This is a genomic window from Nosocomiicoccus massiliensis, from assembly GCF_002871345.2.
In the GTDB taxonomy this organism is placed as follows: domain Bacteria; phylum Bacillota; class Bacilli; order Staphylococcales; family Salinicoccaceae; genus Nosocomiicoccus; species Nosocomiicoccus ampullae_A.
Genome location: NZ_CP136964.1, coordinates 1,065,472 through 1,084,950 on the forward strand (window position 1 = coordinate 1,065,472; position 19,479 = coordinate 1,084,950).

The following is a 19,479-nucleotide window of genomic DNA, read 5'->3' on the forward strand; positions in this document are numbered from 1 at the left end:
TCTCCTTATACAAGTATTTCTGTTTGTTTATTGTCACGTAATTCCATGTCTCGTTTAAATTGTGTTAAAAGTTGAATGAGATCTCTTCGTGTCTCCACTGTATTAATTTGCCTGCGAACTTGTCCGCCACCTTTAACGTTTCGCAAATACCACGACGCATGTTTCCTCATTTCCATAATAGCAGTTTTCTCACCTTTTAAGTCGATTAAACGATCCATATGTAGTGTGAGTACGTCGATTTTCTCATCTAAACTCGGTTCATCGAGTAATTCACCAGTTTCTAAATAATGAACGGTTCTGTATATAATCCAAGGATTCCCTTGTGAGGCACGGCCAATCATCACAGCATCAACACCTGTTTCGTCGAGCATCTTTTTAGCGAGTTCTGGAGTTGTAACGTCTCCATTACCAATTACTGGTATGTTCACCGCTTCTTTTACTTGTCGAATGACGTCCCAGTTCGCTTTTCCTTCGTACATTTGTACGCGTGTACGTCCGTGAATTGCGATTGCAGCAGCGCCCGCTCGTTCAGCGGCTTTCGCATTTTCAACTGCGTAGATGTGTTCTTCATCCCAACCGATACGCATTTTACAAGTGACAGGCTTTTCAACCGCTTCTACAACAGCACTTACCATTTCGTATATCTTATCTGGATCGAGTAACCACCTCGCACCCGCTTCACAGCGGATGACCTTATTCACTGGGCATCCCATATTAATATCTATAATATCAGCGTTCGTATGTTTGTCGACATATTTTGCCGCTTCAACTAAAGTGTCTTTTTCACCACCGAATATTTGAAGTGACATTGGGTGCTCTGTCTCGTCCACCTCGAGCATTTTTAACGTGCGTTTATTGTTAGTGATCAGTGCTTTGTCGCTGATCATTTCAGCACATACCATTCCAGCACCAAACTCTTTGACTGTCTTTCTAAACGCGACGTTGGAAATCCCTGCCATTGGCGCAAGTACAACGCGGTTTGGGATTTCTACATTCCCAATTTTAAACATCCGTGTCACCGTTTAGTTCTTCTAACAGCTCTTTGACAGTTTTATTAAATGTCGGATGTACTGCATTCGGTGCGATTTCGTTGAACGGTTCTAACACGAACTTGCGTAGATGCATTTCTTCGTGTGGGACGATTAAGTTATCAATGTCGATTTCTAAGTCTTCATACATTAATACATCGATATCAATAATTCTTGGCCCCCACACTTCTTCACGCACACGTCCAAGTTCATTTTCTACTGATAAACAAAATTCTAACAGTTCAATCGGTTCTAAATCCGTTTTTACTTCGAGTACCATATTTAAAAAATCAGGTTGGTCTGTTTTACCATATGGTGCAGTTTCGTAAATTGATGACTCTTTTGTTACTTCGACGTGCGGTCCAGCATTTAATAACTGAATTGCACGTTTTAAGTTTTCATGTCGTTCACCAATATTTGCACCAAGTCCTAAATAAGCTTTAGCTTTCATTATTTAACCTCTCTATTTAACGTCACACTCACATCTTTGTAGTTGCCGTCAATTGGTGGACTCGGTTTTGTGATTGTAACTTCAATTTTTTTCACGGCAGGATAATCATTCATAAGTTTTTCAATAATTTTATGTCCCAAGTGCTCGAGTAAATTCACTGGTGGACCTTGAACAATCGTTTCAACCGATTGGTACACTTCGGCATAATTAATCGTGTCGTTAACATCGTCTGAAACTCCTGCGTCACTTAAATCCGTATATAATACCACGTCAACGATGAAATACTGACCAATATCACGCTCTGCTTGTAAAACACCGTGATATGCGTAAAGTCGAATACCATTTACTTTTATAATATCCATTTAATTTCCTCTCAACTTCATATAAACATCACTAATGTCTCGGTTCATTTTTACATTATGAACGCGCACTGCATCTACGCCGTGGTTAATGCCAATAACTGTTGTTGCTGCAGTACCAGCGTCTCTATCTTTTGGTCCTCTATCGTCTTCGATAAGTTCTTTAATCATTCGTTTACGACTTGTTGCGAGTAAAACCTTATACCCTAAATCGACAAGTTTGTGTAAGTTTTTCATCACTTTAATTTCTTCGTCTCGTGATTTTACAAATCCAACACCTGGATCTAACCAAATGTTTTCATCTTTAATATTATACTTCTTACACAGTTCTACACTTTCTTTTAACTCCGCAATCATACCTTCAACGACGTCGTCGTATTTACCATGCTCATTATTGTGCATTAGAATAATCGGCACGTTATATTCACTGACGACTTCTAATATCTTTTCATCATACGTTCCACGCCACTGATCGTTAATAATCGTAGCGCCTGCTTCAATACTCGCTTTTGCGACTTCACTACGGAACGTGTCTACAGAAATGTCGACATTTAAATTTAAGTTGTGAATCGCTTCGACTACTGGAACGACACGCTTAATTTCTTCTTCAACAGAAATAGGGGTATGCCCTGGACGCGTTGAATAACCGCCGACGTCGATAATATCTGCACCGTCTTTAACCATTTGCTCTGCGTGTTCAACCGCATGATCTAGTTGATGAAACTCTCCACCGTCACTAAAAGAGTCTGGTGTGACATTTAATATACCCATAATTTGTAGTCGCTTCACTCTAATCATCCTCAATTACATAGAATATAAGTATTATACCATTTTTTTATCGGCTTTTTAACTTATAAATTCTTTGACGGTTTCTTATGTTAGAAGTAAGGGTATCCATATATTAACTATTAAATTGGAGGCGTTAAATATGTATGCGATTGCTGCAGATGAACCATTTAAACTCAGCGAAGGAAATAAATTTTACAAAAAAGAGTTAGAAAAGCCAGAACTAAACGATAAAGACGTATTTGTTAAAGTAAAATCGATTGGTATGAACCCGGTCGACACAAAAACACGTCAAACTGAAATTAAACAACCACCGAGAATACTCGGTTACGATGCGGTAGGTGTTGTTGAAGATATTGGAAGTGAAGTAACGAGCTATAAAAAAGGAGACGTCGTTTTTTACTCCGGTCGTGCAGATGTCGACGGCTCGAACGCAACACATCAAGTGATGCATGAAGCGTATATCTCGCATGCACCTAAAAACGTATCGCTTAATGAAGCGGCAGGCTTTCCACTCACTAGTCTTACTGCGTCAGAAACACTCTTTGAAGTGTTTAATATTAGTAAAAATAAGGAAGACAATAAAGGTAAATCCATTCTTATTATTAACGGTGCAGGTGGCGTTGGAAGTATGGCGACACAAATTGCGAAACACTATGGCCTCAAAGTGATTACGACCGCATCAAAAAGTGAAACAAAAGAATGGTCAAAATCACTCGGTGCCGACATCGTGTTAAATCATAAGAACGATTTACGTGATGAATTTAAATCTCATAATATCGAAAACGTTGACTATGTATTTTGTACATTTGACGCAGATTTATATTATGAAGTGATGATTGATCTTGTAAAGCCACGTGGTCATATCGCAACAATTGTCGCATTTAATGAAAAACAAGACTTAAACCTCTTAAAAGCAAAAAGCATTACATTTACACATGAATTTATGTTTACAAGAGCACTACAAGATCTTGATGATCAGTATCAGTACCATAGATACTTAAGTGAAATTAGTCATCTTATTAGTGAAGGCGTTTATAAACCAACAGTAACAGAGGTCATGAAAGGGTTATCGGTAGACAATATCTTTAAAGCACATGAAAAATTAGAAAATCACGAAGTTCATGGAAAACTCGTTATAGAAGTTGAAGAGTAAGAGTATAAGCATGTTTAAAAAATTATAAATTTGGAGTGATTACTATGTCACAATTTACTCAAGCACAAAATATAACTGAATTAGATAAAAAAATTAACGCTTATGTCACGCGTGGATATGAACCGAATGAATTAACTGTATTTACCGCTCACCCAGTTCCCGAACTTTTACAAAAATATAGTGGACTAAACGAAGCGATTATCACCGACGAGACGACAGATGCTTCTGTTTTTAAAGATTTTACCGATGAAGAACTCATCGAGGTTTCAAATTCACTCGATCAAGGCGAGTATTTGTTATTCATCTTTAATGAAGATGATAAAAATAAACAAGAAGCACCTGGAAAATTTGAACTACATGAAGAACAACTCGTCGCGAATAAACATACTGTTGACGCAGGCGAAGTAAATGTTAGAAAACGTGTAAAAACACGTGAAGAAGAAGTCGATGTACCGATTCAAAAAGATTCCGTCACTATCGAACGTCATAAGTTTGAAGAAGAGCCGTTATTATCAGAATACAATAACGCTGAAGACACTGACGACATCAACGTTACGCGTATACCAGTGACTCGAGAGCGTATTCGTATTATTAAAGAGCAAGTCGTTTCCGAAGAAATTGTTATTCGAAAAGAAGTGACAGAAGAAGTAAAACATATTAAAGACACCGTCCAATACGATGACATTGAAGTCGATAAGACTGGTGATAATTTAAATGTAACAGAGAGAGAAAAATAAGCACAAAAAAAATCCCAGCAACTTAATGTTGCTGGGATTTATTTTAATTATTCAAAATTAAATAATGGTGTTGATAGATATCTTTCACCGTTTGATGGTAATACAGTTACAACCGTTTTACCTTTACCTAATTTTTTCGCTTCTTCAAGTGCTGCATATATTGCTGCTCCAGATGAAATACCTCCGAGTATTCCTTCTTCTTTTGCTAATTTTCTAGCATATTCGAATGCTGTTTCATTCTCTACTTTAACGACACCGTCATAAACTTCTGTGTCTAATGTGTCTGGTACGAATCCTGCACCGAGTCCTTGTAATTTATGTGGACTTGCTTCTCCACCTGATAATACTGGTGAATCTGCAGGTTCTAACGCGTAAACTTTTGTGTCTCTGTTATGCTCTTTTAATACGTGTCCAACACCAGTTACTGTTCCACCTGTTCCAACACCCGCAATAAATGCATCGATTGTAAATCCTGCACTTTTCGCTTGTTCCACAAGTTCTGGACCTGTTGTGTTTTCATGGATTTTAGGGTTTGCTGGGTTTTCGAATTGTTGTGGCATGAAGTAACCATCTTTTTCAGCAAGTTCATTTGCTTTAGCGATCGCACCCTTCATCCCTTCAGCACCTGGAGTAAGAACTAACTCTGCTCCGTATGCTTTTAGTAAGTTACGACGTTCTTTACTCATCGTGTCAGGCATCACTAAAACTGCTTTGTACCCTTTACTTGCAGCAACCATCGCAAGACCAATTCCAGTGTTTCCACTTGTTGGCTCTACAATTGTTGTATCCTTCGTTAATTTTCCTGCTTCTTCAGCAGCTTCAATCATCGCAAAAGCGATACGATCTTTTACCGATGAACCAGGGTTCATGAATTCTAGCTTGACGTAAACATCCGCCATATTATCATCTGTTAATCTGTTTAACTTTACGAGTGGCGTATTACCAATCGCTTCAGTAATATTATTAAATACTTTGTTAGACATAAAATGTCCTCCTATTTTTATTTCATAGTAAGTAACTATGAATATAACACGGTAGGGCTAGAATTACAAATGTGATGCTTAGTTGATGGTAGGATTTACTGGAAATTACTGGTGGATTGGATTTTTCATCTTATAAAGTTTAATAATACACTTTTGCGTGGTTGTATTTAACAAAAATTGTCGGATTTTGTTAGTTATCCGGATTTATTTAACATATTTCGCCAGTGGCGATCACTTTTTGTTAAATATATTTTTTTATCTAACAAAAACGGTGCTGAATTCCGGGAATTTGTTAATTATCTCGATATATCTAACAGATTCGATAATTATCTGTTAAATAACCTCATCGCTAGCGAGACGGAAAGCCTATTAAGTTCTTAAAAGTGTAATAACTCTCTTTATCAAAGTTTTATTTAACAAAAATATCCGTATATTGTTAGATATCCGGATTTATTTAACATATTTCGCCAGTGGTGATCACTTTTTGTTAAATATATTTTTTATCTAACAAAAACGGTGCTGAATCCCGAGAATTTGTTAATTATCTCGATATATCTAACAGATTCGGTAATTATCTGTTAAATAACCTCATCGCTAGCGAGACGGAAGGCTCGTTCCACTCTTATATTGTAATAACTCTCTTTATCAAAATTATATTTAACAAAAATATCCGGATTTTGTTAGATATCTGATTTTATTTAACATATTTCGCCAGTGGTGATCACTTTTTGTTAATTATATTTTTTTATCTAACAAAAACGGTGCTGAATTCCGGGAATTTGTTAATTATCTCGATATATCTAACAGATTCGAAGAATTTTTGTAAATTAAAACACAGCACAGCACAAAAAATCGCCCGGAAACACGAATCTGTTCGTATTTTCGGGCGTCACACAAATTACACACCGCGGTAGATGAACTACCTCATCCCGCACTATTCGAGGCAAAACCGGATATTCTCCGGCACGGCAATTTTATTCTTCTAGAAGTGCTTCGAGCTCTTCTTTTTCAATCCAAACATCGTTGCGACAGAAGTTACATACTGCTTCAGCCCCACCGTCTTCTTCGATCATTTGTTTGATTTCGTTTTTTTCTAGTGATGCAATCGCGTTGATGAAACGCTCTTTACTACATGTACATTCGAATTCTACTGGCATTTCATCAAGCTTGCGCCATGAGTCGCCGAGTACTTCATCGACGATTTGTTCTGGTGTTAAATTGTCGTCGATCATTTGTGAAATTGGACGCATCTCGCTCGCGATTTTTTCTAGACATGTAATCGTCTCTTCGCTTGCTGCTGGTAGTACTTGAATGACGAGTCCACCTGCTGCTTTGACAGTGTTATCTGGATTAACGAGTACACCGAGTGCAACGATTGATGGGACTTGTTCTGAGTGATAGAAGTAATAAGAGAAGTCTTCACCGAGTTCTCCTGAAATAAGTTCAACTGAACCGACAAAGTTGTCTTTAAGTCCGATATCTTTTGCGACTCTTAAATACCCGTTCGTACCAACTGCACGACTCACGTCGAGTTTCCCTTGAGCGTTTAAGTCAAAGTGTACGTCTGGGTGTTGCACGTATCCACGTACGTGACCGTTCGCATCTGCGTCTGTCACGATTGCACCGATCGGTCCGCCACCTTCTACTGTGACTGTGACTTTATCTTTTCCTTTTAACATTGCACCTAATACTACAGTTGCTGTCATTGTACGACCTAACGCTGCAGCTGCTGTTGGGTATGCTTTATGACGATTTACAGCTTCATTTACTGTATCTGTTGTATCTAGTGAAAAAATTCTTACTTCATCGTTTAAACCTAATCCACGTATTAACTTATCTGCCATGTTTATTTCCTCCATAATAAAAGTCGCCTAACTCGAGGCGACTTTTCGTTATTTGTTATCTCTATCGTCTTGTACGTCACGTTGTTCGTTTGGACCTTTTGGATCCACGTCTTCTGTAACGTCTTCGTCTTCTGTCATTTCTGGACGAGAAACTTCTTCCTCGTTATCAGATACGTCTTCATGACGTTGTAACTTTTCTTTGATTTCTTCGTATGAATGACCAACTTTTTCATCATCTTCAGTATCTTCTTCTAGATGACTATCATCATACTTACGTTCAGGTAATTTTCCGTCGTGGAATAACCCTTCTATTTGTTCGCGGTCTAACGTCTCTTCGACGAGTAACGTTTCCGCAATTAATGTTAATTGTTCTTGATGCGTCGTTAAGATTTCGTGACATCTTTCGTACGCTTCTTTAACAATCTTTTGAACTTCTAAGTCAATTTCATAAGCAAATTTATCTGAGTAACTCTTCTCGTGACCCATTTCTTTACCTAAGAATACTTGACCGCCTGTCTCACCAAATTGGATTGGCCCAAGTTTTTCACTCATACCAAATTCCATTACCATTTTTCTAGCGAGACTTGTCGTTCTTTGGAAGTCGTTATGTGCACCTGTTGATGCTTCACCAAACGTAACTTCTTCTGCAACACGTCCACCGAGTAATCCAACGATTCGGTCTTGAAGCTCTGGTTTTGTCATAAAGTAGCGATCTTCTTTAGGAAGCATCACGGCATATCCGCCTGCTTGACCACGCGGAACAATCGTAACTTTGTGAACTGTTTCTGCTTCGTCTAACACCATACCGATTACTGTATGTCCAGCTTCGTGGAACGCAACGATACGACGTTCTTTTTCACTCATAACGCGAGATTTCTTAGCAGGACCTGCGATTACGCGGTCTGTCGCTTCGTCTACGTCTCGCATGTCAATCGTATTTTTACCCGCACGAGTCGCAACAAGTGCTGCTTCGTTTAGTAAGTTTTCTAAATCTGCACCTGAGAATCCAGGCGTACGTTGTGCGATTGCTTTTAAGTCGACTGTTTCGTCTAACGGCTTGTTACGTGAGTGTACTTTAAGTACAGCTTCACGGCCTTTTACGTCAGGTAATCCGACTTGAATTTGTCTATCAAAACGACCAGGACGTAATAATGCCGGGTCTAAAATATCTGCACGGTTTGTTGCAGCGATCATAATAATACCTTCGTTGCCTGCAAACCCGTCCATTTCTACGAGTAATTGGTTGAGTGTTTGTTCACGCTCATCGTGTCCACCACCGACACCTGCACCACGTTGACGACCGACAGCATCGATTTCGTCAATAAAGATAATGCATGGTGAATTTTTCTTTGCTTGTTCGAATAAGTCACGTACACGTGACGCACCAACACCGACGAACATCTCTACGAAATCAGAACCTGAAATCGAGAAGAATGGAACGCCTGCTTCACCTGCTACTGCACGTGCAATTAATGTTTTACCTGTACCTGGAGGTCCGGTTAATAGTACCCCTTTCGGAATACGCGCACCCATTTTATCGAATTTGCGGTGATCTTTTAAGAAGTCCACAACCTCGATAAGTTCTGCTTTTTCTTCATCTGCTCCGGCAACATCTGTAAAGCGTGTTTTTGATTTCGTGTTATCAAATTGCTTCGCCTTACTTTTACCGAAGTTCATCATGCGGTTTCCACCGCCACCTTGTGCATTAGACATTAAGAATAAGAAGAAGAATAGAATCACAAGTAGCGGTATGAACGTAAATAACATTCCTGTCCACGGGCTTTGTTCTTTTGCTGGTTCAACGTTAAATTTAAGGTCGTTGTCTTTCTTAGCTGTTTCTAAAATTGAATCTAAATCTCCAGTTGCATTATAAGGAATCACTGTATGGAATGATTCATGATCTTCCTGATCTTTTAGTTTACCTTTAACAAGATACACATTATTTTCAGGCTGAATCGTCATTTTTTCTATATTTTGATTTTCTAAAGCTTCGATAAATGGTTTGTACTGCAGCTCTTTATCTGCTTGAGTGCCGCCATTTAAGCTTTGGAATATACCGAATAATATTACTGCTAGAATTGCTAAAAGCAATATATTACGGCCAGTATTTTTAGGCATCCGTAATCCTCCGTTTCTATTACACTAAAAGAAATATTAACAAAATTAACATATATTATCTACTGTTATGCATTAGTTATATAGTTCTGGTTTTAGTAAACCGATATATGGCAAGTTACGATAGTTTTCATTGAAATCTAGTCCGTAACCGACGACGAATCCTTCAGGAATTGTCGTACCGATATATTTAACGTCGACTTCTAGTTTACGTTCAGGTATTGGCTTATCTAAAAGCGTAACAACTTCAACACTCTCAGCTTTTCTAGAACGTAAAAAGTCAATGATATAGTTAAGAGTCGCACCTGTTTCGACGATATCTTCTACAATTACGACGTGACGCCCTTCAATTGACGTCGATAAGTCTTTCAGTATCTTTACTTCTCCTGTCGATTTTGTTCCGACGTAACTCGACACGTCCATAAAGTCCATTTCTAAGTGTGTATCGACGTACTTTACGAGGTCTCCCATAAACATGATCGAGCCTTTTAATAGCGCCACAAAAACCGGATTTTTACAATCGTAATCACGTGTTAACTCAGAAGCAAGTCGTTTCGTAATTTCTTTAATATCTTCTTCGCTAAAAAGTATTTCATCAATATCATTTCTAAGCGTCATAATATAACTCCTCAACATGTAAGTCTATTTTAAAATTGCTTAATAGTTCTATTATATTATAAATATTACCTACCGCAACAATTGTACCGGTGTCATCGACAATAATCGGCATCGTTTTTCGCTTTTCATGACTAATTTTTTTGTCGATAAAAAGCCGATTCACCTTTTTAGTACCGACGTTCGGTATCGCCACACGGTCACCTGGTTGAAACGTGCGAACGGTTAAGTTCGGCGAACCATCAACTGTAATTTTATAACCATTAAAATAGTACGTGCCAGCGTCATCAATCGTCATCTCTTCATCGAACATTCGGTCACTTATGACGTAGCAATCGTCATAACTACAGACGAAACTTTGTTCACCAACTGGCAATTCAAATTGACTCGTGTCACTCTGTAACAACCGAATCATTTCTACACTATACGCTCTGCCGACGTTTAACCAGCGATTTAAGATATATACTTTTAATATGTGACTACACGCGTTAAACTTCTTTCGGCTAACAGGCTTATCTTTAAGAAAGCTTTCAGCCTCTTGTTTAAAATATTGCGTCATTTCGTTGTAATCTTCTTTAAATTGCGTCAAACTTTCTAAATGCAGCTCGTCATGCTGTTCGATATTTGGTAACACTTCGTGACGAATATAATTTCTCGTATAGTCGTTCGTGTCGTTTGTATGATCTTCAAAATATTCAAGACGATGTTCATGTGCATACTGTTCGATTTCTTGTAAACGAACACTCATCATCGGTCGAAGTACTTTACCGAACTGAGACGGAATACCAATGCCTTTTAAATGGCGACCGGTTAATAACTCAAACATAATCGTTTCAAAGTCATCATCTTTATGATGCGCCGTTAAACAGTAATCGATGTCGTATTCGTTTAACATGTCATAAAAGAACGCATATCGTAAGTCTCGCCCTTTTCGCTGTGAAAACTTGTCTAAATTTAATGTCGTCGATAAAAATACATATCCGTCACTATCCGCCATTTTTCGTAACGCTTGTTCTTCACCGATAGAGGCCTCTCGACTCCCGTGGTTAACGTGTAATATATATAACTCTCGATATGTATCTCTATAACGCGTTGTCAATAAATGATATAAAACCGTCGAGTCTATACCACCCGATAACGCTATGGCGATATTGTCTGACGGCGTCCAAGTGACGTTTAATTTGACCATTCACTTCACCCTATAAGGATAAAAAAGGCTAGAAAATTCCAGCCTTTTTACTTCTATTTATTAACGTCCGCCGCGACGTGCGTCCGCTTGTCTTTTAATTGAACTCATACGCTCTTCACTATCTTTTAAGAAGTTTGAGAGTTTCTTTTCAAAGTCTTCTGGAGACTGTGCTCTACGTTGCTTTTTTGGTTTCTCTGCTTGTTTAATAGATAAAGAAATCTTTCCATCATCACCAACAGATAATACTTTTACTTCGACTTCATCGTTTACTTTAAGGTGATCATTAATATCCTCAACGAATTTGTTTGCAACCTCACTAATGTGTACGAGACCACTCTTTCCATTCGGTAATTCAACAAATGCTCCGAACGGTTTAACTCCTGTGACTTTTCCGACGAGTTTTTCGCCAACTTCAACTGACATGAACTTAAATTTCCTCCTGAATAGTGTAGTAATGTTTATTTATCATAACATTAAATGCGACAATAATCACTTTTATTACTCTTTTGACTCTGAATCTTCGTTTTCATTTGTTTGTGTTTCTGTTTGAGTCGATTCTTTTTTAGATTCTGGTAACGAGAAAATCAGTTCTCCGCTACCAGACATAAAGAAATCTCCACGGGCAATACGACGAATATAATTTTCATCATTTAGTTGAATAATCTCTTGTTCAAGTTCTGCACGCTTCTCTTGTTTTTCTTCTAAGACGAGTTCTGTTTCACGTACTTCGTCTTTTAACGCGCGATTCTCTACTTTTTGTTTGATGCCGCCAGATATGAATGCAAATATAAAGACAAACGCGAGCATCGACACAATAATCATACGACGGCGTCTCACTTTACGCTCACCTTTAAGCGACTCTTTTTTAGAGTCTAAATCGATTGTATATTTATTGAGCATTTTAATAATTTTGTTCGTCATTTGCATTCACATCCTTTTATACAAGTTTACACGATTTTTTATACAGTTACCATCCAGATTCGTCTTTATCGTCTTCTATTTTTTCATCGTGTAGCATTTTTGCCATTAATTCGGCTTCTTCTTTTTTAGCATGCTCTTTTAAATCGAGGATTTCGTACGTGACGATACGGTTCCCAAAACGAATTTTAAGTTCGTCACCGACGTTAACTGTCGTGCCTGCTTTTGCGACTTTACCGTTTACTTCGATACGTCCGTCGTCACTCATCGTCTTCGCAAGTGGACGACGTTTAATAATACGTGACACTTTTAAAAACTTATCGAGTCTCATGTTGTTCCTCCAATATTTCGTCTAACGATTTCCCTGAGTGAATCGTTTCCTTCATCCATTCAAGTACTGTCGTTGCGTATTCTTTTTCGTATTTTATACGTTCTGTTTTACCTTCTTTTTTCTTTTGAGCGTTCCATACTTCTGTTAACTCACTTTGATTGTTTACTTCAACATCTCCAAAAACGTGCGGATGTCTATGAACAATTTTACGATTTAAGCTCTCTAATATATCGTGGAAATTAAAATAACCGTCTCGTTCAGCAATCGCTGCGTGTAAACCGACTTGAAGTAAAATATCTCCCAGTTCTTCGACGAGAAGATTATCGTCTTCTTTTTCAATAGCTTCAATCACTTCATACGACTCTTCGAGTAAAAATCGTTCGAGCGATTGATGTGTTTGAACTTTATCCCACGGACATCCATTTTCACCAACGAGCACTTGGTAAATTTCACGCATGTGGTAAATCGAACGGTTATCTAACGTTTCACTGTCGATTTTTTCGATAAACATCGTCATTAAATTCGAATTTGGTACGTCATAATCGATTTCTTCGAGTGGTTTTGTAATTAGTTTTTCTTCACGGCTACCAGCTGCGACAATTAAAGTGACTGGCGTCTCTGGTTCGTAATAGTCGAGAAGCGTCAGTTTCACATCTGATACTGAAAACTGATCGTACACTTGTGTAATTAGTGTATGTTGACGGTGATTTAAATCGCGTTCAGTTAATGTCGAGCCGTCTAAAATTTGAAACCCTTCGTTTACACGAATATTTACCGCTTCAATACACACGTCGATAAAACTCTGTCCACCAATAACATCTACTTCCACACCAGCATCGTTATTTAGCAGTAATTCTGTCGTCGTTTCGTATAACAACGGTGATCCAGGTACTGCATAAATGATGTCTGTATCTTTTCCTTTTGATAGTAATGTGTCTACGATTTTTTCGTACGTCTCTTCGAACGTTTCACTTTCAACGTAATAATTGTCAAATGATTTATACGAAATATTTTCAGTATGCAGCAGTTCGACAGCAGGATGATCGTTTGTACGTAAGTATACAAAGTCGCTTGTTTTTAATCTGTTATAAACACCAACTGTCATATGATCGACGTCACTACTTCCAAGACCGACAATCGTTATCATACCGCTTCCTCCTTTTTACTATTCAGCGAGCGTTTTAAAATATCGATAAATAGCTTAATGTCTTTCGATTTCACTTGAAACTGAATTTCGTTATTTTGTACTCGAATACGAAGTTCTCTTTTATAATCATTCGTGTCGATAAACAACCGTTCGCCGTCAATTTGTGCTGTTGCGTCTTTCGTTAAGTTTAAATAGAAGTATTGTTTATCTTCATATACTCTATACCCACCGAGTATTAGTGCATAAATCTTCACACGTACGAGGTCGATTAAATTCTCGACTTCTACTGGGTATTCTCCAAATCGGTCGATCATTTCATCTTCAATATCTCGTAACGCTTCAATACTACCCACTGCTCTTAAACGTTTATATAGGTCAATTTTCGATTGCTCATGTGAAATATAAGATGCTGGTAAATATGCATCGAGTTCGATTTCGACTGGTATGTTTGCAGGTTCTTTCTCCTCAATAGATAAACCACGCTTTTCTAGCACAGCAGTCTCTAACATATCTGAATATAACTCGTATCCAACTGAATCGATGAATCCAGATTGGTGTTTACCGAGTAAGTTCCCGGCACCACGTATATTTAAGTCGCGCATCGCAATTTTAAACCCGCTTCCGAGTTCAGTGTATTCTTTAATTGCCGCAAGTCGCTTTTCAGCAACTTCTGTTAACACTTTGTTTGGTTGATAGAAAAGATACGCGTAACTAATTCGGTTACTACGACCAACGCGACCTCTAATTTGATACAGTTGCGACAATCCGAAGCGATCTGAGTCTTCAATAATTAGAGTATTTGCGTTCGGCACGTCGACACCCGTTTCGATAATCGTCGTCGTCACGAGTATGTCGTACTCGTTATTGACGAACGCTTGCATCGTCTCTTCGATTTCTAACTCAGTCATTCTCGCGTGCATCACTCCAACACTCGCATCAGGCACGAGCGTTTCAATGTGAATTGCTTTTTCGTAAATCGTATCCGTACGATTGTGGAGATAAAACACTTGTCCGCCTCTTGCGAGTTCACGGTTAATTGCTTCTTTGACGAAGTTCCCGTTATATTCTAAGACGTACGTTTGAACTGGGAAACGGTTTTGTGGAGGCGTCTCAATCACTGATAAGTCTCTAACACCCATTAAACTCATGTGTAGCGTTCTTGGAATCGGTGTAGCCGTTAAAGTTAATACGTCGACGTTTGTTTTTAGCTGCTTAATGCGCTCCTTATGTTTTACACCAAAGCGCTGCTCTTCGTCGACAATGAGAAGTCCAAGGTCTTTAAACTCTACCGTTTTACCGAGAATCGTATGTGTACCGATAACGATATCGACCGTTCCTTCTTTTAGACCTTTTTTAACTTCACGCATTTCTTTAGGCGTTCTAAAACGCGACATCATCTCCACGTTGACTGGGAAATCTTCAATACGTTCAATGAACGTTTCATAGTGCTGTGCGGCTAAAATCGTCGTCGGTACGAGCACCGCGACTTGTTTGCCGTCTTGAACTGCTTTAAATGCTGCACGAATTGCGACCTCTGTTTTACCATAACCAACGTCACCACATAGCAGTCGGTCCATTGGCTGCACTCTTTCCATATCTTGTTTAATTTCGTGAATAGATGCAAGTTGGTCTGGCGTCTCTTCATAAGGGAAACGTTCTTCAAATGACTGAACCATGTCATTATCTGGACTAAATTTAAACCCTTCAGTCGCTGCACGTTCTTGGTACAACTTAAGTAATTCGTCAGCAAGTTCATTTACGCTACTTTCAACTTTCGCTTTTGTTTTCTTCCACTCTGTACCTCCGAGCTTATGCATTTTTGGTGCACCGTCGTCACTAGAGACGTATTTTTGTACGAGGTCCATTTGATCGACAGGGATAAATAATTGGTCCGTCCCTTTATATTGAAGTTTCATATAGTCATTGTGTAGACCGCCAACTTCTAACGTTTCTATACCGAGATAACGCCCAACACCGTGATGTACGTGTACGATATAATCTCCGACGTTTAATTCTTGATAAGATTTAATTTTTTCAGCATTAGATAGCTTTTTCGTACGACGCTTCTTTTTTGACGTACGGTTATAGAGCTCTTTACTCGTTAAAACTGCAGCATGCATAAATGGCAGTATAAAACCTGCATCGAATTCTCCAATGGATAGTACAACACCATTTTCTACATCTTCAGGAAGTTCTTTTATGAAACTATCGATATTTAAATCTTCGAGTAACTGGCGCGTCTTTTTTAGTTCTTCTTCGTCACGTAAAACGATGTTTACTAAAAAGCCATCACGTACCATCTGATTAATGTTGGATGCGAGTATATCGTATTGTCCGTAATAAATTTCAGTCGGTTTCACAGAGATTTTAACGATGTCTTGTACGTTCACAGGTAGCGCACTTAAAAATAGTGTAAAATAAATCGCATCTCTTTTATATAGACGCTCGAGTTGATGCTCTAAATAATTTCCACCTTCACTGAGCATCTTACCTGCTTCTTGAAGGCTTTCGTAATAATTATGCATCGCACGGACTTCACGTTCAAAACTTGCTTCTATCGTTTTGACTTCATCGATTAATATAATCGCATCTTCACTAATATAGTCTAAAATCGATACTTCATCGTCATAAAGTAAATGACTAAATTGGCTTAAATGACTCATCGTATAGTCTTTATTAGTCAACTTCTCGAAGTACGTATCGAGTGATTCATGTGCACCTTTGTCGATCGTTTCTTTCGTTTTATCGTACAGCTTTGTAATATGCTCAATCAGCGCGTCGCGTTCATCTTCTTCTAACACATATTCTGAAAATGGTTCGAGCGTGACAGATTCTAGATTATGTGTAGAACGCTTTGTTTCTTCGTCAATGGCGCGTATTGAGTCGACCTCTGTGTCGAATAATTCGATACGTACGAGCCCACTCGACATATACACGTCAAAAATATCTCCACGTACTGCGAATTCACCGAAGTTTTGGACCTCTTCACGTCTCACGTATCCAACGTCAGATAAGTAACGAATAAACGCACCATAATCGATATCACTACCGAGCTCTAATTTCTTTTTGTATGTCGATAGTTTTTCAGGCACCATTAACGGCTTCATAAGTCCTTCTGTCGGCACGATAAATAACCCTTTCTCTCTTTCAAGAAGGGCATATAACGTTCGCATGCGCTCTTTTTTAAATTCTGGGCTTTGGTCTGCCATCGTTTCAATCATAATGTCGCCAACAGGAAATGTATACACGTCTTCTGTATACGCCATTAGTTGGCTTTGTAGTTTCTCCATTTTATGATTGTTTTCAACAAATAACACGACGGGTGAATCGTTCGCTTCGACGACCTCGTGAAATAACGGCCCTTTAAACTCATCTGTTATACCCGTAACGAGTAGTGACTGATTGGGCGTATAGTCTAAAACCTCTCTCACGCGAGAGTCTTGTCTGATTCTCTCTTTAACTCGGTTATGCATTGATATCACCGTTATAACGGTTCATAACATCTATAAAGTCGTGATTGATTGCCATTTCACACGCATCTGTCGTGACGTCTAACACTTTTTCGAGTGTGACCATGTCTTCTTTTGTGAATTTTGATAACACCCAGTTCACGATTGGCATTGGACCATCTGGACGACCAATTCCAATACGAATACGCTTATATTTTTCAGTTTTGAAGTGTTGGTTTAACGAACGAATCCCGTTGTGCCCGCCTGCACTACCTTTTTGACGCAGTCTCAGTTTCCCGAGTCCAAGATCCATATCGTCATATAATATATAAACATCGTCGAGTTCAATATTGAAATAATCGATTAACGGGCGAACGCCTTCCCCAGATAAGTTCATAAATGTTTGAGGTTTAACGAGCATTACCTTTTCGCCGTTCACTAAACCTGTACCAAATTCACATTTAAACTTATTTTCATCTAAATCGATATTTAAACTATCACTTAATTTATCAATCGCCATAAATCCAATGTTATGACGTGTATTGTCATATTTAGGTCCTGGGTTCCCAAGTCCAACAAAGCACTTCATAATCTTTCCTCCATATTAAAAAAGGCGATGGTTCCCCACCGCCCTAGCAATAATTATATTACTCTTCGTCTTCAGATGATTCTTCTGCAGGTGCTTCTTCAGCAACTTCTTCTGAATCTTCTGCGTCTTCTTCAACTTCTTCTTGTGGTACAGATACCATTGCAAGAGTAGTGTCATCTTCGTTTTCAATCGTGAATGAGAACTTATCACGGATATCTCCGACAGTAATTGAATCACCAATTTCAAGTGCTTCAACATTTACTTCAAGCTCTTCAGGGATGTCCGCTGGACGAGCTGTAACTTCAACAACGAAGTTTGGTTGTTCAACAACTCCGCCTTCTTTTTCACCAGCAGCTTCACCAACAGTAACAACACTTACTTCTACTGTTCTTTCTTCATCCATGTTGATTGCGATGAAGTCGATGTGGTCCACTCTATTTTTTAATGATTCGAATTGATATTCGTTCACCATTGCTTGAACTGTTTTACCGTCAAGTTCAAGATCGATTACACCGTTACGTCCGATTTTACGAATTAATTTAATAAATTCTACTTCGTCGACAGTAACTGATGTGTTTTCTACATTATAACCGTAAAGTACCGCAGGTACTTTGCCAGCTGCACGTAATTCATTGAGTTCACCTTTTGTTAAACTCTCTCTTGAATTCGCAACTAGTTTTGCCATTATATTTTCCACCTTTCATAAACTAGCAGTCATTTTACCACTTTAACAAATAGCCATACGTAATAATACCATATAATAGGATATATTGTAAAAGTATTTTAACAATATTTAACTTTAGTCAAATAAGCGACTGACTGAACGCTCTTCGTGAATACGAGTAATTGCTTCAGCAAGTAACTCTCCAACTGAAAGTTGCTTAATTTTATCGATTTGTTTTTCTTCAGGTAATTTAATTGAGTTTGTTACGATTACCTCTTTAATTTGTGACTCTTGTAAGTTTTCGATTGCTTTACCAGATAATACTGGGTGTGAACAACATACGTACACTTCAGTCGCACCCTCTTCGATTAACTTATCTGCTGCAAGTTTAATCGTACCACCTGTGTCGATAATGTCATCGATAACGATTGCTGTTTTACCTTTAATGTCACCGACGATACTCATTACTTCTGCAACGTTCGCACGTGGACGACGTTTATCGATGATCGCAATTGGTGAACCGAGTCTTTCAGCCATACGGCGTGCACGTGTCACCCCACCGTGGTCCGGTGATACGATAACGACTTCTTCTTCATAGTTTAAGTCGTGTTTTTCATCTTCAAAGTATTTCGTGATTAATGGAACACTCGTTAAGTGGTCGATTGGAATATCGAAGAACCCTTGAATTTGTGCAGCGTGTAAGTCGATAGACACAACGCGGTCTGCACCTGCTGTTTCAAGTAAGTTCGCAACGAGTTTCGCTGTAATTGGTTCACGTGGACGAGATTTTCTATCTTGACGCGCGTAACCATAGTACGGAATAACTAAGTTGATGCGGCGTGCTGATGCACGTCTTAACGCATCTATCATAATTAATAACTCCATTAAGTGTGCGTTTACTGGCTCTGACGTTGGTTGTACGACAAAGATATCTTTACCACGTACACTTTCTAACACGTCTACTTGCACTTCTTGGTCTGAGAAGCGATTCACTTTACACTTCCCTAACTCTACACCTAGATGGTCTGCGATTTCTTGAGCAAGTGGTTCGTTTGCAGATAAAGTAAATACTTTCATGTCATCTTTAATGTTTTGCTGATTTCCCATAATATCCTCCA

General features: G+C 38.6%; 19 protein-coding genes. 2 read left to right on the forward strand and 17 right to left on the reverse strand.

Annotation, left to right across the window (positions count from 1 at the left end; genetic code table 11):
• Window positions 1-5: 5 nt before the first annotated feature.
• From dusB to folP, 4 genes are read right to left on the reverse strand one after another with little or no spacing between them, the layout of a single operon-like run.
• On the reverse strand, window positions 6-1,010 hold the full coding sequence (gene dusB, locus CJ229_RS05580; RefSeq protein WP_102167586.1) for a tRNA dihydrouridine synthase DusB: 1,005 nt from the start codon (window positions 1,008-1,010) through the stop codon (window positions 6-8).
• Complete coding sequence (folK, locus tag CJ229_RS05585; protein WP_102167585.1) at window positions 1,003-1,479, reverse strand: 2-amino-4-hydroxy-6-hydroxymethyldihydropteridine diphosphokinase; 477 nt, start codon at window positions 1,477-1,479, stop codon at window positions 1,003-1,005. The genes dusB and folK overlap by 8 nt, the downstream gene beginning before the upstream one ends.
• Window positions 1,479-1,841: a dihydroneopterin aldolase gene (folB, locus tag CJ229_RS05590; protein ID WP_102167584.1), complete on the reverse strand. Its 363-nt coding sequence runs from the start codon at window positions 1,839-1,841 to the stop codon at window positions 1,479-1,481. Before folB ends, folK begins: the two co-directional genes overlap by 1 nt.
• Entirely contained in the window at window positions 1,842-2,636 is a 795-nt protein-coding gene (folP, locus tag CJ229_RS05595; RefSeq protein ID WP_308409540.1) for a dihydropteroate synthase, read from the reverse strand. It abuts the gene before it with no gap.
• Between the two features lie 130 nt (window positions 2,637-2,766).
• Here folP and CJ229_RS05600 point away from each other — a divergent pair, with 130 nt between their 5' ends.
• Entirely contained in the window at window positions 2,767-3,780 is a 1,014-nt protein-coding gene (locus CJ229_RS05600) for a zinc-binding alcohol dehydrogenase family protein (protein ID WP_102167582.1), read from the forward strand.
• 44 nt (window positions 3,781-3,824) lie between these two features.
• On the forward strand, window positions 3,825-4,517 hold the full coding sequence (locus tag CJ229_RS05605) for a YsnF/AvaK domain-containing protein (RefSeq protein ID WP_102167581.1): 693 nt from the start codon (window positions 3,825-3,827) through the stop codon (window positions 4,515-4,517).
• Between the two features lie 47 nt (window positions 4,518-4,564).
• Here the strand turns inward: CJ229_RS05605 and cysK are convergent, their stop codons facing one another.
• The 13 genes from cysK to CJ229_RS05670 all read right to left on the reverse strand — a co-directional run bounded on the left by cysK (window position 4,565) and on the right by CJ229_RS05670 (window position 19,468).
• Window positions 4,565-5,500, reverse strand: coding sequence for a cysteine synthase A (gene cysK, locus CJ229_RS05610; RefSeq protein WP_102167580.1), 936 nt, complete (start codon window positions 5,498-5,500; stop codon window positions 4,565-4,567).
• A 974-nt stretch (window positions 5,501-6,474) separates the two neighbouring features.
• On the reverse strand, window positions 6,475-7,344 hold the full coding sequence (gene hslO, locus CJ229_RS05615) for an Hsp33 family molecular chaperone HslO (protein ID WP_102167579.1): 870 nt from the start codon (window positions 7,342-7,344) through the stop codon (window positions 6,475-6,477).
• A 48-nt stretch (window positions 7,345-7,392) separates the two neighbouring features.
• Window positions 7,393-9,462, reverse strand: coding sequence for an ATP-dependent zinc metalloprotease FtsH (ftsH, locus tag CJ229_RS05620; protein WP_068128625.1), 2,070 nt, complete (start codon window positions 9,460-9,462; stop codon window positions 7,393-7,395).
• 72 nt (window positions 9,463-9,534) lie between these two features.
• On the reverse strand, window positions 9,535-10,077 hold the full coding sequence (hpt, locus tag CJ229_RS05625) for a hypoxanthine phosphoribosyltransferase (RefSeq protein ID WP_102167578.1): 543 nt from the start codon (window positions 10,075-10,077) through the stop codon (window positions 9,535-9,537).
• Window positions 10,067-11,263: a tRNA lysidine(34) synthetase TilS gene (gene tilS, locus CJ229_RS05630; protein ID WP_102167577.1), complete on the reverse strand. Its 1,197-nt coding sequence runs from the start codon at window positions 11,261-11,263 to the stop codon at window positions 10,067-10,069. Before tilS ends, hpt begins: the two co-directional genes overlap by 11 nt.
• A gap of 60 nt (window positions 11,264-11,323) precedes the next feature.
• The gene (locus CJ229_RS05635; protein WP_040928192.1) at window positions 11,324-11,686 is read right to left on the reverse strand and encodes a S1 RNA-binding domain-containing protein; all 363 of its coding nucleotides are present in this window, start codon (window positions 11,684-11,686) and stop codon (window positions 11,324-11,326) included.
• A gap of 75 nt (window positions 11,687-11,761) precedes the next feature.
• Complete coding sequence (locus CJ229_RS05640; RefSeq protein ID WP_068128629.1) at window positions 11,762-12,184, reverse strand: FtsB family cell division protein; 423 nt, start codon at window positions 12,182-12,184, stop codon at window positions 11,762-11,764.
• A gap of 46 nt (window positions 12,185-12,230) precedes the next feature.
• Complete coding sequence (locus CJ229_RS05645) at window positions 12,231-12,512, reverse strand: RNA-binding S4 domain-containing protein (RefSeq protein ID WP_102167576.1); 282 nt, start codon at window positions 12,510-12,512, stop codon at window positions 12,231-12,233.
• Window positions 12,499-13,659: a MazG nucleotide pyrophosphohydrolase domain-containing protein gene (locus CJ229_RS05650; protein WP_102167575.1), complete on the reverse strand. Its 1,161-nt coding sequence runs from the start codon at window positions 13,657-13,659 to the stop codon at window positions 12,499-12,501. The genes CJ229_RS05645 and CJ229_RS05650 overlap by 14 nt, the downstream gene beginning before the upstream one ends.
• Window positions 13,656-17,132 (reverse strand): transcription-repair coupling factor, encoded by a 3,477-nt coding sequence (gene mfd / locus CJ229_RS05655; RefSeq protein WP_070623095.1) that lies wholly within the window; start codon window positions 17,130-17,132, stop codon window positions 13,656-13,658. The genes CJ229_RS05650 and mfd overlap by 4 nt, the downstream gene beginning before the upstream one ends.
• Window positions 17,125-17,697, reverse strand: a complete 573-nt coding sequence (gene pth, locus CJ229_RS05660; protein ID WP_102167574.1) for an aminoacyl-tRNA hydrolase — start codon at window positions 17,695-17,697, stop codon at window positions 17,125-17,127. The genes mfd and pth overlap by 8 nt, the downstream gene beginning before the upstream one ends.
• 58 nt (window positions 17,698-17,755) lie before the next feature.
• Complete coding sequence (locus tag CJ229_RS05665; protein WP_102167573.1) at window positions 17,756-18,382, reverse strand: 50S ribosomal protein L25/general stress protein Ctc; 627 nt, start codon at window positions 18,380-18,382, stop codon at window positions 17,756-17,758.
• A gap of 114 nt (window positions 18,383-18,496) precedes the next feature.
• On the reverse strand, window positions 18,497-19,468 hold the full coding sequence (locus CJ229_RS05670) for a ribose-phosphate diphosphokinase (protein ID WP_068128640.1): 972 nt from the start codon (window positions 19,466-19,468) through the stop codon (window positions 18,497-18,499).
• Window positions 19,469-19,479 lie beyond the last annotated feature (11 nt).

Coding starts and splice junctions, on each gene's coding strand:
- dusB (WP_102167586.1), bottom strand. CDS start 1,010: ATGTTTAAAATTGGGAATGTAGAAATCCCAAACCGCGTTGTACTTGCG.
- folK (WP_102167585.1), bottom strand. CDS start 1,479: ATGAAAGCTAAAGCTTATTTAGGACTTGGTGCAAATATTGGTGAACGA.
- folB (WP_102167584.1), bottom strand. CDS start 1,841: ATGGATATTATAAAAGTAAATGGTATTCGACTTTACGCATATCACGGT.
- folP (WP_308409540.1), bottom strand. CDS start 2,636: ATGATTAGAGTGAAGCGACTACAAATTATGGGTATATTAAATGTCACA.
- CJ229_RS05600 (WP_102167582.1), top strand. CDS start 2,767: ATGTATGCGATTGCTGCAGATGAACCATTTAAACTCAGCGAAGGAAAT.
- CJ229_RS05605 (WP_102167581.1), top strand. CDS start 3,825: ATGTCACAATTTACTCAAGCACAAAATATAACTGAATTAGATAAAAAA.
- cysK (WP_102167580.1), bottom strand. CDS start 5,500: ATGTCTAACAAAGTATTTAATAATATTACTGAAGCGATTGGTAATACG.
- hslO (WP_102167579.1), bottom strand. CDS start 7,344: ATGGCAGATAAGTTAATACGTGGATTAGGTTTAAACGATGAAGTAAGA.
- ftsH (WP_068128625.1), bottom strand. CDS start 9,462: ATGCCTAAAAATACTGGCCGTAATATATTGCTTTTAGCAATTCTAGCA.
- hpt (WP_102167578.1), bottom strand. CDS start 10,077: ATGACGCTTAGAAATGATATTGATGAAATACTTTTTAGCGAAGAAGAT.
- tilS (WP_102167577.1), bottom strand. CDS start 11,263: ATGGTCAAATTAAACGTCACTTGGACGCCGTCAGACAATATCGCCATA.
- CJ229_RS05635 (WP_040928192.1), bottom strand. CDS start 11,686: ATGTCAGTTGAAGTTGGCGAAAAACTCGTCGGAAAAGTCACAGGAGTT.
- CJ229_RS05640 (WP_068128629.1), bottom strand. CDS start 12,184: ATGACGAACAAAATTATTAAAATGCTCAATAAATATACAATCGATTTA.
- CJ229_RS05645 (WP_102167576.1), bottom strand. CDS start 12,512: ATGAGACTCGATAAGTTTTTAAAAGTGTCACGTATTATTAAACGTCGT.
- CJ229_RS05650 (WP_102167575.1), bottom strand. CDS start 13,659: ATGATAACGATTGTCGGTCTTGGAAGTAGTGACGTCGATCATATGACA.
- mfd (WP_070623095.1), bottom strand. CDS start 17,132: ATGCATAACCGAGTTAAAGAGAGAATCAGACAAGACTCTCGCGTGAGA.
- pth (WP_102167574.1), bottom strand. CDS start 17,697: ATGAAGTGCTTTGTTGGACTTGGGAACCCAGGACCTAAATATGACAAT.
- CJ229_RS05665 (WP_102167573.1), bottom strand. CDS start 18,382: ATGGCAAAACTAGTTGCGAATTCAAGAGAGAGTTTAACAAAAGGTGAA.
- CJ229_RS05670 (WP_068128640.1), bottom strand. CDS start 19,468: ATGGGAAATCAGCAAAACATTAAAGATGACATGAAAGTATTTACTTTA.